This is a genomic window from Vibrio sp. 10N.247.310.98, from assembly GCF_041467395.1.
GTDB lineage: Bacteria > Pseudomonadota > Gammaproteobacteria > Enterobacterales > Vibrionaceae > Vibrio > Vibrio crassostreae_C.
In genome coordinates this window covers 1-15,975 of the sequence record NZ_JBFSUL010000031.1, presented here as the reverse complement: position 1 = coordinate 15,975, position 15,975 = coordinate 1, and the positions used below count along the sequence as shown (strand labels likewise).

15 protein-coding genes are annotated in these 15,975 nt (G+C 44.8%); 3 read left to right on the top strand and 12 right to left on the bottom strand.

What is annotated here, in order from left to right; genetic code table 11:
- Nucleotides 1-164: 164 nt before the first annotated feature.
- From AB6E78_RS13415 to ltnD, 6 genes are all read right to left on the bottom strand, one after another.
- Complete coding sequence (locus tag AB6E78_RS13415; RefSeq protein WP_372133802.1) at nt 165-1,334, bottom strand: glycerate kinase; 1,170 nt, start codon at nt 1,332-1,334, stop codon at nt 165-167.
- Nucleotides 1,335-1,447: 113 nt separating this feature from the next.
- Entirely contained in the window at nt 1,448-2,902 is a 1,455-nt protein-coding gene (locus AB6E78_RS13410) for a GntP family permease (protein WP_050620404.1), read from the bottom strand.
- 180 nt (nt 2,903-3,082) lie between these two features.
- On the bottom strand, nt 3,083-3,859 hold the full coding sequence (gene otnI, locus AB6E78_RS13405) for a 2-oxo-tetronate isomerase (protein ID WP_137001417.1): 777 nt from the start codon (nt 3,857-3,859) through the stop codon (nt 3,083-3,085).
- On the bottom strand, nt 3,859-4,506 hold the full coding sequence (locus AB6E78_RS13400; RefSeq protein ID WP_372131717.1) for an aldolase: 648 nt from the start codon (nt 4,504-4,506) through the stop codon (nt 3,859-3,861). The genes otnI and AB6E78_RS13400 overlap by 1 nt, the downstream gene beginning before the upstream one ends.
- Nucleotides 4,507-4,517: 11 nt before the next feature.
- Nucleotides 4,518-5,774: a 3-oxo-tetronate kinase gene (gene otnK / locus AB6E78_RS13395; protein WP_137001416.1), complete on the bottom strand. Its 1,257-nt coding sequence runs from the start codon at nt 5,772-5,774 to the stop codon at nt 4,518-4,520.
- A 2-nt stretch (nt 5,775-5,776) separates the two neighbouring features.
- Nucleotides 5,777-6,691: an L-threonate dehydrogenase gene (gene ltnD / locus AB6E78_RS13390; protein ID WP_137001415.1), complete on the bottom strand. Its 915-nt coding sequence runs from the start codon at nt 6,689-6,691 to the stop codon at nt 5,777-5,779.
- Nucleotides 6,692-6,971: 280 nt separating this feature from the next.
- Here ltnD and AB6E78_RS13385 point away from each other — a divergent pair, with 280 nt between their 5' ends.
- Both AB6E78_RS13385 and AB6E78_RS13380 read left to right on the top strand, forming a co-directional pair.
- Nucleotides 6,972-7,730, top strand: a complete 759-nt coding sequence (locus AB6E78_RS13385) for a DeoR family transcriptional regulator (RefSeq protein ID WP_372131713.1) — start codon at nt 6,972-6,974, stop codon at nt 7,728-7,730.
- Between the two features lie 180 nt (nt 7,731-7,910).
- Entirely contained in the window at nt 7,911-8,372 is a 462-nt protein-coding gene (locus AB6E78_RS13380; RefSeq protein WP_017060924.1) for a hypothetical protein, read from the top strand.
- Nucleotides 8,373-8,415: 43 nt separating this feature from the next.
- Here AB6E78_RS13380 and AB6E78_RS13375 read toward each other — a convergent pair whose 3' ends face one another.
- The 4 genes from AB6E78_RS13375 to AB6E78_RS13360 all read right to left on the bottom strand — a co-directional run bounded on the left by AB6E78_RS13375 (nt 8,416) and on the right by AB6E78_RS13360 (nt 12,918).
- Nucleotides 8,416-10,647, bottom strand: coding sequence for a hypothetical protein (locus AB6E78_RS13375; protein ID WP_372125818.1), 2,232 nt, complete (start codon nt 10,645-10,647; stop codon nt 8,416-8,418).
- A 431-nt stretch (nt 10,648-11,078) separates the two neighbouring features.
- A complete protein-coding gene (locus tag AB6E78_RS13370) occupies nt 11,079-11,417 on the bottom strand; it encodes a hypothetical protein (protein WP_017060926.1) in 339 nt (112 codons plus the stop codon).
- A gap of 199 nt (nt 11,418-11,616) precedes the next feature.
- Entirely contained in the window at nt 11,617-12,591 is a 975-nt protein-coding gene (locus tag AB6E78_RS13365; protein ID WP_372125816.1) for a Gfo/Idh/MocA family protein, read from the bottom strand.
- A gap of 3 nt (nt 12,592-12,594) precedes the next feature.
- Complete coding sequence (locus tag AB6E78_RS13360) at nt 12,595-12,918, bottom strand: putative quinol monooxygenase (RefSeq protein ID WP_372125813.1); 324 nt, start codon at nt 12,916-12,918, stop codon at nt 12,595-12,597.
- Nucleotides 12,919-13,024: 106 nt separating this feature from the next.
- Between AB6E78_RS13360 and AB6E78_RS13355 the strand changes: the two genes are divergently transcribed.
- Nucleotides 13,025-13,882 (top strand): LysR substrate-binding domain-containing protein, encoded by an 858-nt coding sequence (locus AB6E78_RS13355; RefSeq protein ID WP_017064010.1) that lies wholly within the window; start codon nt 13,025-13,027, stop codon nt 13,880-13,882.
- A gap of 28 nt (nt 13,883-13,910) precedes the next feature.
- Here AB6E78_RS13355 and AB6E78_RS13350 read toward each other — a convergent pair whose 3' ends face one another.
- Both AB6E78_RS13350 and AB6E78_RS13345 read right to left on the bottom strand, forming a co-directional pair.
- A complete protein-coding gene (locus AB6E78_RS13350) occupies nt 13,911-15,119 on the bottom strand; it encodes a winged helix-turn-helix domain-containing protein (protein WP_372125810.1) in 1,209 nt (402 codons plus the stop codon).
- Nucleotides 15,120-15,153: 34 nt separating this feature from the next.
- A complete protein-coding gene (locus tag AB6E78_RS13345; protein ID WP_017060931.1) occupies nt 15,154-15,801 on the bottom strand; it encodes a DsbA family oxidoreductase in 648 nt (215 codons plus the stop codon).
- Nucleotides 15,802-15,975 lie beyond the last annotated feature (174 nt).

Genomic DNA, 15,975 nt, shown 5'->3' with positions numbered 1-15,975 from the left:
GCCACATCTTAGATTTAAGTGGATTCAATACTTTAAAAACCACTAAAACAATATGGATAAAGAATAGACCTGAGTTGGCAGAAAATATAATCGTTTATATTTATCGTTGTTATCTATGAAACCTATTGAACTTCACTGCGAATAAGCCTATGTATAACTTCGGTTTATTTAAAAATGGCATGGCCTAACCTCAGAGTTGAGGCAATGTTCCTCGCCGTTCTGGTTAGGTTCAATTCAGCTTCTCGCAGTACTTGCTCGAGTGACTGAGGAGAGCGCACTGTACCAAACAAGCTGTTCATTTCACCATATAAGGCTTCGACTTCTGTACCTAAAGAACCTGCAATCCCTATGGTCGGAATGCCTTGTAAGCTCGCACGTTTGGCAATGCCATAAGGCGTCTTTCCTTGCAGAGTTTGATTGTCCATTTGCCCTTCACCGGTAATCACAAGATCTGCGACTTTCAATACTTCATCGGCTTGCAAAACATCAAGCACCATCTCAATACCCGGTTTAATCTGCATGTTAAACAACAAACCAAGCCCCATTGGAGCACCACCAGCCGCGCCATAACCAGTACGCTTGTGAACGGGATCATCCCCACGAACACAACCTTGCGATTCAACTACTTGAGCAAAATTCTCAAGCGCCTTATCAAGCATCACAACTTGTTCTGGGCTTGCGCCTTTTTGTGGGCCGAATATATGGCTAGCACCGTTATCACCACACAACGGATTATCGACATCGCACGCCACAATTAACTCGATATCAGCATAGCGTGAATCTAAACCAGTAAGATCAATCGATGATAAATCAGCTAGTGCAACGCCACCTCGGTTAAGCTCTTGCCCTGCATTATCTAACAGTGTCCCACCTAATGCTTGAACAATACCTGCACCGCCATCATTAGTTGCACTGCCACCCAATCCAAGAATAATCGCTTGAGCGCCCTGCTCTATCGCCTCCAAAATCAATTGCCCCGTTCCGAATGAAGAAGCAATCAATGGATCACGCTGCTCTGGTTTCAACAAGTCCAAACCCGATGCAGCAGCAATTTCAACCAGTGCCGTTTTGTTCGGGTTGCTATTGGATGACTCAAGCATCGCCCATTCAGCATTAACTTGTTGCCCTAACGGCCCTTCGACTTGCCTATGTCGCTTTTCACCAACAAGCCCTTGGAGCAATACATCCACAGTCCCTTCACCACCATCAGCCAAAGGCAATGTTACGTATTCAGCGTCTGGGAAGATTTCACGAAAGCCCTTTTCAATACACGCCGCCACAGATACAGCCGATAGAGATTCTTTAAACGAGTCTGGTGCAATAACAATTTTCATACTGAGAGATCCAAAAGATTAGTAATTTTGATGAGTGCCCGATCCAAAAATGCCCCTATTGAAGATCAGCAAGCTAATCACTTAATAGGGGCAGTATATAAAGGTAAGTAGTATTAGTTAGTAACGGCTGTCTTTACTTGTGATTTCTCTTTGCTTTTTAGCCACACGAATACAGCACCTAGAACCGCAATTGGAATCAGTGGGTCGATCAACGTACCGCCTTTACCAAACACTAAGTTTAGAATCATGATGATGCTTGCACCAATCGCCCATGCGATAGTTGAAGACACAGACCAGATCTTAATTTGGTCAGCAAGTTCAGTAATACCTAACGTACGGTTGATGATGTGGAAGTATGAATCGTTCAAATGAGAGAAGCCAACCGGACCTACCGCACATGCAAGTGCTACGAATACTGGGTCTAGACCTAACGTTTCAACCAATGGCAGCGTCATCGTTGCTGCAACCATCATTGATGCCGTTGCTGAACCTTGGATTAGACGAAGCATTGAAGCAATTGCTAGTGGTACAAGTAGTGGTGGAATACCGCTGCTCGCGATAGCTTCGGCTACTTGAGGGCCAGCACCTGATGCTTTAAGTACTGCACCCATTGCGCCACCACAGCCAGTTACCACAAGAATTAGACCTGTAGTAGACAGAGCATCATCCATAGAGCTAACCATGTCTTTGCGCTCAATATGACGAGTAAGACCGTATAGCGCCATAAGAACACCGATACCAACAGCAACCACTGGGTTACCAATCAACGAAATAACGTTGTGCATTGCAGTGTCACCTTGACCAACAAGCGTGTTGATTAGGATGAATGCGATTGGCAGCAGAATTGGACCGAATGATAAAAAGTTACTTGGTAGCTCTCTGTCATCTGTTTCTTTTACTTTCTCAAGGTTTGCCCAATCAGCTTGGTTCGTAATCCATGTTTCACCGTTTGGTACGCGGTAGTACTCGTTACCTACTCGGCGAATATAAATCATAGAAAGAAGCATCATAGGGATAGAAACCATCAAACCCCACAACATGTACTCACCTAGATCTACACCTAGAATTCCAGCCACAGCAACTGGGCCCGGTGTTGGTGGCACAAGTGCGTGAGTGATAAGCAAGCCAAGTGCTAGAGTCACACCAAGGCCAACCGCTGACTTACCCGTATCACGTGAAATTGCGCGAACAAGAGAATGCAAAATGATGTACGCAGAGTCACAGAAAACTGGGATAGCGACAAGCACCCCTGTAAAACCTAGTGCTAAGTCTTCACGACCTTTACCACACAGCTTTACAAACGTTTTTGCCATTCGAACAGCGGCTCCAGATCGTTCGAAACACGCGCCCATGATAACGCCGAATGCGATGATCAAACCAATGCCACCAAGCACGCCACCAAAACCAGCTTTAATTGCATCAATCAACTCTGTTGGCGCCATACCCGCAAAAAGACCCATGATGATACTTGCAATAACCATAGCAAGTGCGACTGGGATTCTCGTTTTAATGATCATACCCATCATGGCTAAGATGCCAATTACGATGCCTATCAGTGCTCCATCCATTTTTATATTCCTTTTGTCTCTTTCTTCATTTTTATGAAAATTGTAGGGTGGTGCATATAGGTGATATCGGGATCACCTATTGCACTTTATCGTTATGTGTTGGCTTACCTGTAAGACGTGTTATCTAAATCAGTTCTTTACTTTTATGGTTCGTTACATATAAACGGCATTCACACCGCGCTATAAATAACTTTTTACCCAGCTAAGCCCCTCTTCTGTCGTGCCTCTTGGGTTATATTCACAACCAATCCAACCTAGGTAACCTGAATCATCCAGAACATTAAATAGATGTGGGTAATTCAGTTCGCCTTCCGATGGTTCATGCCTTTCTGGTACAGAAGCAATTTGGATATGACCGGTATAAGCAGCCACTTCACGAATCAAAGTACTTAAATCACCATCCATGATTTGCGCGTGATAAAGGTCGAGTTGCAGCTTCACATTTGGCCTATCGACTAACTTAATAAGTTCAACAGCGTCACGTTGGTGAGCAACGAAATAATTAGGAACATCACGGCTATTTAGCGGTTCAATCATCAATTCGATGTTATGCTCAGCAAACTTATCTGCGGCAAAACGAATATTTGAGATAAAGGTTTCAACGTGTTGCTGCCTCGTGAAATTCGCATCATGTAGACCCGACATCGCGTGAACTTTCTTGCAGTTCAGCGCTTTAGCGTACATAAGCGCCGTATCAACACTAGCTTTAAACTCTTCTTCACGGCCAGGAATCGCTGCGAAGCCTCGTTCACCTGCGTCCCAATCACCCGGAGGCATGTTGAACAGCGCCTGTTCAAAGCCAAATTTTTGCATTTTTTCGGCAAGCTCTTCGGCCTCAAATGCATAAGGGAATAGGTATTCAACTGCTTTGAAACCGACTTGATGTGCTTTTTCAAAGCGATCTAAAAATGGTACTTCTGTGAATAACATCGTTAAGTTTGCTGCGAACTTAGCCATTATTTGCCTCTCCCTTTTAAATCCATAACTTCTTCGTCCGTTAGGTAACGGATATCATTCCCTTTCAATAAGAATGCTAATTTGGCGGTCTCTTCTAGCTCTTCAGCGTTATCAACGGCATCAACAAAGTCAGTGCCTGTTACTACTGGGCCGTGGTTTGCTAACAAAAATGCTCGATAATCACCTGCTCGTTTTGCCAACTCTTCAGCGATTTGCGGGTCACCCGGACGTAGGTAAGGAATGACTGGTAACTCGCCAATTCGCATCACGAAATACGGTGTGAAAGCCTTAATCGCGTTGTTACGATCCAACCCTTCAAGGCAAGATAGTGCAGTTAGGTATGTAGAGTGCAGGTGTACAATCGCATTGCACTCCGCATTATTTCTATAAATCTCTAGGTGGAATGCCGCTTCTTTAGAAGGCTTCTTACCTGAGATGTGGTTGCCATCGATATCAACAACCGACAATTCTTCAGCGACAAGGCGGCCAAATGAAGAGCCTGTTGGTGTTGCTAGAAAATACCCATTAGGTAATTTGATAGACAGGTTACCTGCACCACCAGTGGCGTAACCTCGTTCAAACATTGAACGAGCGAGCGTGACCATTTGCTCTCTTAACTGCTGCTCGTTCATCAAAACTTTACTCATTTGAATCTCGCTTATGAAAAGAATGATTGAGCTTTAGCGAAGAAGTTTTCATCACCAAAATTGCCCGATTTTAGCGCTAGTGATAACTCACCTTCGACCGATTTAACCCAAGGCACACCTGGTGCAATTTGAGGACCAATATGAAAACCTTTCACAGCTAGGCTTTGCGTCACGACGCCTGATGTTTCACCACCAGCAACGATGAAGTTTTTCACGCCATGTTGTTGTAGTTTGATAGCGAGTTGACTAAAAAATTGTTCAACTGCGTGGCTTGAAGCTTGTGCGCCGTACTCTTCTTGAATTGCTTTTAGTGCGGCAGCATCTGCGGTTGCATAAACCAAAGGAGCAAACTCGCCTTGGTTATTGGTCATCACCCAATCGAACACTTCATTGGCGTATTGATCATTGGTTAAGCAAGCCTTCACATCGATAGCAAAGTGAGGAGCAAGCTGCTTGTATACCGCAACTTGTTGGTTAGTCATCACTGAACAAGAACCAGAGAACACAACGGTTGGTGCTTTGACTGGGCTACCGGCATGTTTTGCATCACTTTGGTCAGCAAGATGTTCTGTCCAGTTTTTAGCGATACCAGCAGCTAGGCCTGAACCACCTGTGATTAGTTTCAAAGATTTAGCCGCTTGACCTAGCGTCACCAAGTGATCTGCATTAAATGCGTCTACCACGGCGTAGCGACTACCTTGAGCTTTGAGTTCGTTAAAACGAGCGGTAACCGCATCAGCGCCCTGTTCAATCGTTTGAAAGTTAACTAAACCGGAAACACCTTCTGATTGTGCGTCCATCATTCGAACCACACTTGAATCCGTCATTGGTGTAACAGGGTGATTACGCATACCTGAATCACTGAGCAACTCATCAAAAACAAACAAGTGACCGTTGTAAACCGTGCGACCATTTACTGGCAATGCAGGGCAAACCATAGTGAAAGATTCTCCAAGTTCAGCCAAAAGTGCATCTGTTACGGGACCAATATTGCCCTCAGCGGTACTGTCGAACGTTGAGCAGTATTTAAAGTAAAACTGTTGGCAGCCTTGATATTGAAGCCATTTAAGCGCAGTAACCGAATCCGTCACCGCTTGGTCAGCTGGGCAAGAGCGAGATTTAAGGCTGATCACCACAGCATCTGCTGATGTGTCAAACTCTCCCGTTGGAATCCCATTCAATTGAACAGTGCGCATACCGTTTTCAACCAAGAAACCAGCAATGTCTGTAGCACCTGTAAAGTCGTCTGCAATAACACCTAATAACATGATTATTTCTCCGCCTTTGATGTGTTTACACCCGGTAGGTCAATACCTTGGAAGACTTTTATCACTGCACTGTCGTCTTCTTGACCAAATCCAGCATTACTCGCGCTAACGAACATGTTCAGTGCTGCACTTGATAATGGGAGTGGGAATTTCAGGTCTTGAGCGGTATCTGATACCAAGTTCAAATCCTTCACAAAGATATCAACCATAGATTTTGGAGAGTAATCACCATCGACTACGTGCTTCATGCGGTTCTCGAACATCCAAGAGTTGCCCGCTGCATTCGTAACAACGTCGTACATCAAATCAAGCGGAATGTTTGCGCGTGCGGCTAGTGCCATCGCTTCAGCGCCCGCAGCAATATGAACACCTGCTAGTAACTGGTGGATAATCTTAACGGTCGCACCAAGGCCAATGGTCTCACCGATGTTGTAGACTTTAGCTGCAGTTGCATCAAGTACCGGAGCCAGTACTTCAAATGTGGTCACCGCACCTGAAGCCATAATCGTCATTTCGCCCGCTTCTGCTTTTACTGCACCGCCGGACACTGGCGCATCCAGCATCACAAGATCATGTTCAGCAAGCTGAGCTTCGATTTGTTTCGCGTCTTCTGCTGAGATCGTTGCCGAGACCATAACTGGCGTGTTAGGTCTTAGTGCCGCCGCAAGACCAGTCTTAAACAGTACCGTGTTAACTTGAGCTGCATTCACAACCAATACCAAAACTGAATCAAGTTTGTCGGCAAACTCAACCGCGCTTGTAGAGACCGCTTTTGCGCCATATTCACCCAAGGTTTCAAGCGCTTGCGGATTCAAATCGAAACCATATACATCAAGGCCTGCACGGACGCATGACTTCGCTGCGCCCATGCCCATAGAACCTAAACCGATAACACCAACAGATTGAACTTCATTCATAGCAAGATGCCTTTCACGTAATTATTTAATTCTAGATTTGTTAATTCTTGTTTATGTTTGTGATTATATGTGAAGCAATCGAATGCGACTTAGTGATAAGTCACACTTTTAACAAAAGTTAACACACCTGAGTAATTTAACCCTTTAGAGGCATTAGGTAAGGGTAATTTCGGCAGCAATCACAGTTCTAATTGCTATTTCACAACAGATATTCACAGATATTCACAAAATAGCTAAAGATTGATAGGATGATGAAAAATAAGAACATAGAAGAAGAATCATGATTCCAGCGGAACGTCAGAGAACTATTTTGTCACTATTATCACACCAAGAAGTGATCAGTATTTCTGAGCTTGTTGAGCACTTAGAGGTGTCTCATATGACCATTCGTCGAGATATCGTAAAGCTAGAGACATCAGGGAAAGTGATTTCAGTTTCGGGTGGCGTTCAACTGACTAAAGCACTTCACTGCGAATTGTCACACGACATAAAGGTAGAACAGCAAGCAAGCGAAAAAGCTCAAATAGGTCAACTAGCTGCTCAATTGGTTCCTGAGTATTCGACTATCTACTTAGACGCTGGAACAACCTCTTTGGAGATCGCTCACCAACTTGCAGGGCGAGATGATCTGCTTATCATCACCAATGACTTCGCGATTGCCGCGTACCTAATGAACAGCACACAATCTGAGATTTACCATACTGGTGGCAAGATTGACCGTGAAAATCAATCAAGTATTGGGGGCAAAGTAGCTGAGTTCTTGGCAGGGATGAATATTGATATTGCGTTTATCTCATCTTCATCTTGGAATCTAAAAGGGCTCTCGACACCTTGTGAAAATAAGGTGTTAGTCAAACAAGCCATTGTTCAAGCAGCTCATTCAAACTATCTGATTTCAGACTCAACCAAATACGGACGTATCGCTACCTTCCACGCCTTAGATTTAAGTGCGCTTGATGGCGTAATCACCGACATTGATCTTTCGAGTAGTGTGATTGATGAGCTTCAAGATAAAGGCATCAAGGTCATTAATTCGTAACGGATCCCTCATCAAATTTCAGGCTCACCAACCAAACATTCAGAGCCTGAATGCCACAACTCCAAAATCATCTATTTATCTACTCGATAAAAATAATTCTTACAATTAAGCGTTTATATTGATTAATAATATTGGCGGCGGGCGGCATAATAGCCGCGAATCCTTCTAACGAGTTTGGTTATGTTCTACAAGCGTCTTTTGGTATTGGCTTTACCGCTTACTTTTGTGTTTCCCATCCATGCTGAAACGTTTGGTGAGCGAATGGCGCGCATCGAACAAGAGAATGTACTGGCGAAAACCATGAGTGAAGAACAAGTTGAATTGATACAAAAAGTCGTACAGACCAACCACTGCGCTAAAGTGGCGTTAACCCATCACCAACGCATTTTGGGGCAATATAAGGTTGAGACGTCTTCTTCGGAGTTATTCGTAAAATGGCGTCAACTCGGTAAGCAGTTAGACGCTCAATACGAGACAGATTACCCCGGCTACCCTAAGCACGCTTTTCAAGAATATCCAGCAGCTTCAAGCAAAGTCGATGGCTACCTTTTTGCTCTAATCGACAATGGTTTAAACGAGCAATCGTGGATCGCCAAAGAGTTTAAGCAGTGTAAAAAGAATAAGCTCATATCCCGAACCTAAGCTCTAGTCTGCTCTGGTTCGAGAGCACTCACTCGCATTGGTTCTAATAAAGTAAGAACAGCCCTTCATAACCGCCAATTTCGATTTCACTCACATAGTCACCAACGTTACCGTTAGCATCAACAGGTTTCATTGGGACATCCAGCGCAATGGTGAGTTTTGCCGCGTCATAAAAGCTCGGATTCTTACCGTGGAAATCCGTGCGATACAACACACGACCATTGCTGAACTCTCTCGCTAACACCATGTCCTCAGGACCACCAGCAACCACCTGATTTTCAGATTGATACATAAAGTACGTGAACGTCGGTAGAACGTGAGTCATGCCATTGGGCAGATCAGCATGCACCATTTCGTTCATCGAGGCATCGCCAACGATGGTGTAGTCAGCGGGCTGAGGTGTCGTTGTCGATAGCATCAAAGGAATCGGCGTAAAGCCTTGTGGGATTTGATGACTCGGCTCTCCCAAATCAACAGCCAATAACGAACTTGGTTGGTAGGCGATGTTTTTAGGGACACCACTTTGCCAGAAAATCTCAGCCGTCGTATTGCCACTTCCATAGACGTAACCATTGTTCCACTGATTAAAGTAGCTATGTTGAGCGTGTCGATTGAGGTGGTAGATCGCTAGGGTCGAGTATTGGTCTTGCTTCCAATTATCTTCACTATTTCCAAGATACTGAACTCGCCCATAACGCGTTGTCGCCTGAAAAATAACACTTTGCCCATTGTAGGCGAGCGCAGAATTATCCCAGAATTTTGAGATCCCCGAGTAACCACTAAACCCAGTAGACGGAAAAATGTAGTGCTCGCGTAAATACAGAGAGCCCGCCTCGCTAAGATGAGACTGTCCATTTCGACCCAGTAAGTTCGCGGTTCCGATATTCAACCCAATCGACGCATCACTTTCTAAAGCAGAAAGATTTTTGAGAAACGCTGAAAATTGTTGCTTGTAGAGATCATCCGCTTGATTCGAACCCGCAACAGCTCCTAACTCTTGAACATGCCCGCCAGAGTGAACATAGAACTGGTTCGAGCCAATGAGTTTATTTGTGTCGTCGTTGTACGCACCATTCAAACCTTGGCTTGCCCAGCTTTGCTTGTAGTAGCGATGAATGGCAGATAGATAATCCGCGTTTGCGACGTTTGTTAGCGACCAAGACGAGTTAGCGCTCCACATTCGACCAAATGGCACCACTCTTGATTCCCAACGAAAACGCGCTGTTGCGTTCTTATTGGTTCGATTTCGATACTCGCTTGGCGACAAGTAGTTATCACCATCTAGATCTGCAGACACATCAAAACCACGGATTTTTCGCCATTGGCTGATAGCATTGCCGTCCGGGGTTGAAGTCGGAGCATCGGTTAACTTGACGGTTGGAAAACTGTTTTTGAGTTTTACTTCTTTTAAACGCGGCCTGTCGTCGGCATTCTCACTTTGCCAACGAACTCTCACAACGTATAAGCGCCCACCATCTCTCAAAAAGGTTGAACCAAAATACTGGCCGCCGCCATAACTCGCACCGCTCCCATCATGAGTTGTAGCTCTTAACCAGTTATCCGGAAGGTTCCAGATCACCGATTGGTTTTTGGTCATATTGAGCGTTTTGTCTTTCTTTACATCAAGCCTTTCCCATTGTGAAACCCTACCCTGAGAATCAATAGCAGTTGGGTATTCAATCCAAAATTCACCGCTGCCAGCAAACTGTGAGAACTTAAAGGTCAGCCGTTCGAACTGTTCAGCATGATAGACATACAAAGCCCCACCCTGTTCGAAATTCTCAAACACATCGGCATCCCACGGAGGCTCTTGATACAACCAAAAACCAGCATGGTCTTCACTGGCTGTATAACCCAAGATCATAGGTTTTCGGTTTAAAAGGGTCTTTTCGCCATGAGTTTTATCAACTTCGGCAATGACAGTATCTTCAGAAAAGTGCAGGAAATAGTCTTCGAAATTGAGGCCTTCTAACTCAGCTTGGTTACGGAGATCGTTCTCCAACCAACCCGAGTTCATCGCCATGACTTGGTTGTACATATAACCAATTGTCGTGGCCCGCTCATTGTCGGCTTTGTCGGCATACGCTCCGAACACAATGTCACTGTTGGTAATTTCCCAATCAATGACAGCATTCGCAGATAGTGGGGAGCCCGAAAGATCAACACCCGCTTCATGTTGCCCTGGCAGCACAACTGCTGTACCAACAGCAAAAGCGTAGCCAGCGATTAAACATGACGGTATGAGTGCGAGCAGCCCAGAAATGTAGGTTTTCATGATTCAAATTTCCTAATCGATACTGTCATGCCTTAAATCACAAGACGAAAAGTCAGCCAACTTACGTGTCAATTTAGGAATCAAAATACGAAAAAAGTATCGACTACATGGCTCTATTGTTCAAGTGCTCGTCTGTCTTGTTTCATCGGTGGCAAGTAAAACGAGCAAATGCCGATTCAAAATCAATGCATTAAGGAAAATATAAGTTTTTGTGATTTTAATTTTATTTGGAAACCAAGTATCTCCGGCTAACGAGAAATCAGCTCAGATTTTCTCAAAATGAGAATAATACGGTTTGGAAGATGAGAAGTTATCAGAGCCTAGAACTCAGAATAGGACTTGGATTTGCTGTATCGAATCTCAGTTTGAGCGCCACACTATTGAAACTCAATTTGGATAGGCTGTCTAAACAAGAACGATGACAACGCTCCTTAAAGCCTCTTGTTCCACTTCCCTTGATGGTCGCGATCGCAATTTTCTTGCGTATCGTAGCTAACATGCTTATCGATATTCTTCAGTTGAATTCCAACTTGATTGAACGCTTGTTGAATAGCCCCTGAGACACTCTGTTGACCTTCGCCACTTAAGAAGTTCGTTCTATCCTGATTGGTATCGAATACACAGACAATTTTCAAACTTTGCGGAAAAGAGGAAAAGTTGACCGAGTGAGTCACCCACAAAAAACCATCGAAGCCTTTCAGCGTGTCTTCACAAACGTCAGTTAACACGTCTCTGATTTGATTCTCGATTTTCTTATCTGATTTACGCATGCGGCAAAGGTCCTATTTAACACCTTAAAAAATAAGGTTTTTCGGTCAGTTTCGTACTACCTGATATTGGACACTGTGGCGGTTTCAAATGCAAAGTATTTATTGGGGAGAGTCGACTGGAAGATATAGAGGAAACGCCTCATGTTTGATAGCTTACGAGGCGATCAAACATGAGACGAGTATAGAATTTACTAAAACATTAGCTCGCCGCTTGTTCCCAATCAGTTAATAACTTCATGATTACGCGAGAGTCTTGGTGGGTTGCCATCGGCGCAGCAAGTTGTGTGTCACCTTGCTCAACCGCTTGGCGGATATTGCGCACTTGATAATGGAAACCATCGCCTTGCGCTTCGACTTTCACTTCACGTGTCGACGTCTCATAGATCTCTACCGTAAACGTGTTTTCTGCCGTCGGTAGCCATGGATTAGTATCTAGCGTGATACAGCCTTTGCTACCTAGGATCGTAAAACCATGCTTTAAGCCGTGATCTTCAGCAGTGTGGATTTGCGCGGTAAAACTGCCGTTGAAACGCATCATCGCCGACGACTCACAGATATTGCCATCTTCGCCTCGTCGGCCGATTGCTGAGATCTGCACATCATCAAACACACTCTCACCAAACTGGTGTTGTGCGACAGAGTGAATCAAAGACATTGGGTAACAACCCAGGTTGTACAACGCGCCTTTACTTGCAGGGTTCACGAACTGATCAATCGCCGCAACGTAGGAACCTTGAATTGAACGCACTTCGCCAATCTCACCAGTAGCTAATTCTTGATGAAGCTTGGCGATCATTGGGTGGTTTAAGTACATCAAACCTTCAGCAAAGAATACGCCCGCTTCTTTCACGGCTAGTAAAGCTTGCTCGGTTTTTTCCATATCTACCGACAAAGACTTCTCACACAAGATCGCTTTGCCTTTTTGAGCCGCTTTAATCACATACTCATGATGAACGTGGTTTGGTAGAGCAATGTAGATAATGTCGACCGACTCATCTTCAATCAAGGCTTCATAGTTGTTGAAGGTTCGTGTTGGCTGGTATTGGGCAGCAAACTCATTGAGTGTTTTCTCTGTGCGTCCAGCAACAGCATACAGCTCACTTTGAGCATCGCCTTTAATCGCATCCGCCATTACGCCTGAGATAAAGCTGGTTCCTAGGATTCCCCATTTCATGTCTTAGATCTCCTGCTCTTGTGCTTTGATAGGCCCACGTTGCGTTTCGAATGCTTGAACCAACTCGGTAATATCACGCTCAATAAACGCTTGGGTATGAGGCATCACAAAGTGCTGATTGATCGCCTCGCGGTTTACGTATTGCTCAAGCAAGATCACACGATCGCTTTGGTTTTGGTCATAGGTTGCAATCGCTTGTAGGCAGCCCGGTTCGCTTTGCATGTCTAAACAAAACTGTTCGATAGCTTCGAGCGCAGCTGCTCGTTCTATGTTGGTTTTGATCTTAAGTTCGGCAGTAACAAAGATAGTTTCATTCGTTTGAGGCATTGCACACTCTTATTTTAGTTAATTATCGGTTTGCCATTAATATAATTAACCCCTAATAATTGATAAACTCACCTTTTGTTTATTGTTTATCAACCAAGAGTGTTCAATGGATAAGTTAACCAGCATGAAAGTCTTCGTCTATGTGGTGGAACAAGGTAGCTTTCGCAGCGCCGCAAACCACTTCAACCTGTCGGCGACCATGATAAGCAAACATGTCCATTCCTTAGAAACCAGTCTGAACTCTCAGCTGATCCACCGCACCACGCGTAAGCAATCGTTAACCGACTCAGGGCAGCTTTACTATCGTGAGTGTAAGCGAATTCTCGAAGACATCAGCAATGCAGAGAACCTGATTCAGACCTTGGAAAATCAACCGCAAGGCACGGTAAAAATTAACTGCCCAGTTACCTATGGAAACAAGGTGCTCGCCCCTATCGTGGCTAAGTTTCTCGCGCATCACCCAACCATTAACGTTGAGCTGATGTTGAATAATGACCTTGTTGATCCTTACTCATCCGACATTGATTTGATTGTGCGAATTGGTGACCTATCCGATTCAAGCTTGGTCGCAAGGTATTTAGGGGATTATGAGATGTGTTACTGCGCGGCGCCCGCTTACCTAAACCAACATGCTGAAATCAGAGTATTGGAAGACTTGGCGCAGCACCCATCGCTTGGATTCAGTTACAGCAGCCAAGCTCCTCACGCCACACCGAATAAAGAACGTGTGCGCTTGATGTCGAATAATGGTGATGTGTTGCGGTATGCCGCCCTGCAGGGTGTGGGCGTGTTGTTGCAACCGACTATCTTAGTCGCAGAAGAGATTGATCGTGGAGCGCTGTTGGAAATCCTACCCGGCATGGCGCCGTTACCAAAGCCGATTCACTTGCTCTACAAAACCAAGCAACTGTCGTTGAAGAACAGAACCTTTGTCGAGTTCTTGTTAGCTGCGTTTGCTGAGTAACTAAGCGCTTTCTAAACAACAAAGACCGCTAGACTGTTTGCCATTGGCTCATCAAGCGCTTGCCAAGATCAGAGGGCGTGGTGTTATGGACGATCATCTCATCACATTGGTTGAACACCATGAAGTGTTTTAGTTCATCGCATAAAGCATGAACCAACGACTCATGGTTTTTAATTCGCTCTTCCACAACCAAGTTACGGATATTGAGCAAACCACTCTTCCTGTCGACCTTGCAATCCATTCGTGCCACCAGCTCACCTTGCCACAGAATCGGTAAGCTAAAATAACCAAACTGACGCTTGGCCTCTGGAACATAGCATTCTAGGAGGTAATCAAAGTTGAACAATGATTGCATTCGCTTTCGTTGAATCAGCAGGTTATCAAACGGAGACAGTATCTTAAGCTTGGTTCTGGAAAGAGGTTGATTCAGCAGTTCAAAAGCACCTGGCAGGACATAGTAATCAGAGCCTTGAATATCTACTTTCAGAACCTGCTTATCTTCAAGCATCTGTTGGAGTGCTCTCTGAATCAAAGGCTTTGTGTTCTTGAGTAGGTAGCTCATTTCCGACGCTATTCCAACTCCGTTAGCCTCTAAATAACGTGTTATCAGATGCTCGATGTACTCTTGTTCTGTCGGCTCAGAGGTATCAATTCCGCTCGGTAAAACTCGCTCGGTTAGGTCATACACCTTATGAAAGTTAACTCGGCTTGGCACCATTAAGTCGCCTTGCATGAACAATGTTTCTAATGCTTGCTTGGCCGGTTTACCGCCCCAACCGCCGGGGTTTGGCCTATCCCCTTCAAAATCTTTCGCCATCAACGGCCCTTCATTCTCAATACGTTTGAGAACATGAGCCATCAGTGCGTCATTCTTTTTATACCAATGCTTGAGCTTACCGCTCGCAAAGCCATTCTTGCGGTGTAGGCTGAATCGGAAGTCACGCATGGGTAAATACGCGGCGGCATGCGACCAATACTCAAATACTTCTCGACGCTCTAACAGCTTATCAAGATGGTTCAGTTGGTAATCTTGATTGCGATTCCAAAGCGTGTGGTGGTGAGCTCGCTGAATCACAGAGATGGTATCAATTTGCACATAGCCAAGGTTTTCAATCGCAGACAACGTGTTCGCCAAAGCGCCCCCATTGCGTTGCTTTTTAGGTGGCAACTTCTTAGGCGGCAGCTTTTGCGAAAGCAATACCAGTTTTTGCGCTTGAGCGAGTGACAGTGATTCCATGAAATTCAGACTCTAATTGATAGCAATGATCCGTTTATGATTCAGCAATAAGCTCTTGAAGAATCTGCTTGTAGGTTTCTACCGTCTGCGCGCCCGTTACTGCACTCTTACGGTTGAACACCACAGTAGGAACCGCAGAGATCCCCATGCGTTGCCATTCAAACTCTTGCGCTTCAATTTGCTTCAAGTTGTCGGTGTTCTTTAGGCGCTTCAGTGCCTTCGTTGAGTCTAAGCCAACCGCTTCAAGCTCTTGTGCAATGACTTCAAGATCGGACAGGTCTTTTTGCTCTGTGAAGTGAGCAGCAAAGAAGCGTAGCTTTAACTCAGTCTGTTTGCCGTGCGCTAGTGCAAAATCGAGAAGTACATGTAGATGACGTGAATTGACCATTCTCATACTGTCATAGAAATTGAAATCGAAACCAACCGCTTGGCCGCGAGCCGAAAGCTGTTCTCGTGAACGTTGGCTCTCTTCTGCGCTAGAACCGTATTTTCTCATGATATGGGCACGCAGGTTTTCGCCCTCTTGCGGCATGTCAGGGTTAAGCTCAAACGGCTGCCATTCAAGTTCAATCTGGTCTTCTAAACCAAGTTCCGCAACGGCTAGCTCTAAGTTTTTGTAACCGACTACGCACCACGGGCACATTACGTCAGAAATAATATCAAGTTGAAGTTTCTTGCTCATAATCATTCCAAATATCGTTACTAAGGCGTATCCAATTCAAAGTGAATACCCATCTTTCTGGTTAGACTACAACAAGCTGAACACTCGTTCAAATTTAACTCAATACAACAGCAGCCAACAAAAAAGGTTCATCGCGGCTTTCCGGGGAAAGCCGCTTTTATCTTCAAGAAGAAG

Excerpts from the sequence above, each read along its gene's own strand:
- AB6E78_RS13345 (WP_017060931.1), bottom strand. The coding sequence starts at position 15,801 with ATGAGCAAGAAACTTCAACTTGATATTATTTCTGACGTAATGTGCCCG.
- AB6E78_RS13380 (WP_017060924.1), top strand. The coding sequence starts at position 7,911 with ATGTTCTACAAGCGTCTTTTGGTATTGGCTTTACCGCTTACTTTTGTG.
- AB6E78_RS13410 (WP_050620404.1), bottom strand. The coding sequence starts at position 2,902 with ATGGATGGAGCACTGATAGGCATCGTAATTGGCATCTTAGCCATGATG.
- AB6E78_RS13375 (WP_372125818.1), bottom strand. The coding sequence starts at position 10,647 with ATGAAAACCTACATTTCTGGGCTGCTCGCACTCATACCGTCATGTTTA.
- AB6E78_RS13365 (WP_372125816.1), bottom strand. The coding sequence starts at position 12,591 with ATGAAATGGGGAATCCTAGGAACCAGCTTTATCTCAGGCGTAATGGCG.
- AB6E78_RS13415 (WP_372133802.1), bottom strand. The coding sequence starts at position 1,334 with ATGAAAATTGTTATTGCACCAGACTCGTTTAAAGAATCTCTATCGGCT.
- otnK (WP_137001416.1), bottom strand. The coding sequence starts at position 5,774 with ATGTTATTAGGTGTTATTGCAGACGACTTTACAGGTGCTACAGACATT.
- AB6E78_RS13350 (WP_372125810.1), bottom strand. The coding sequence starts at position 15,119 with ATGGAATCACTGTCACTCGCTCAAGCGCAAAAACTGGTATTGCTTTCG.
- AB6E78_RS13355 (WP_017064010.1), top strand. The coding sequence starts at position 13,025 with ATGGATAAGTTAACCAGCATGAAAGTCTTCGTCTATGTGGTGGAACAA.
- otnI (WP_137001417.1), bottom strand. The coding sequence starts at position 3,859 with ATGGCTAAGTTCGCAGCAAACTTAACGATGTTATTCACAGAAGTACCA.
- AB6E78_RS13400 (WP_372131717.1), bottom strand. The coding sequence starts at position 4,506 with ATGAGTAAAGTTTTGATGAACGAGCAGCAGTTAAGAGAGCAAATGGTC.
- AB6E78_RS13385 (WP_372131713.1), top strand. The coding sequence starts at position 6,972 with ATGATTCCAGCGGAACGTCAGAGAACTATTTTGTCACTATTATCACAC.
- AB6E78_RS13360 (WP_372125813.1), bottom strand. The coding sequence starts at position 12,918 with ATGCCTCAAACGAATGAAACTATCTTTGTTACTGCCGAACTTAAGATC.
- ltnD (WP_137001415.1), bottom strand. The coding sequence starts at position 6,691 with ATGAATGAAGTTCAATCTGTTGGTGTTATCGGTTTAGGTTCTATGGGC.
- AB6E78_RS13370 (WP_017060926.1), bottom strand. The coding sequence starts at position 11,417 with ATGCGTAAATCAGATAAGAAAATCGAGAATCAAATCAGAGACGTGTTA.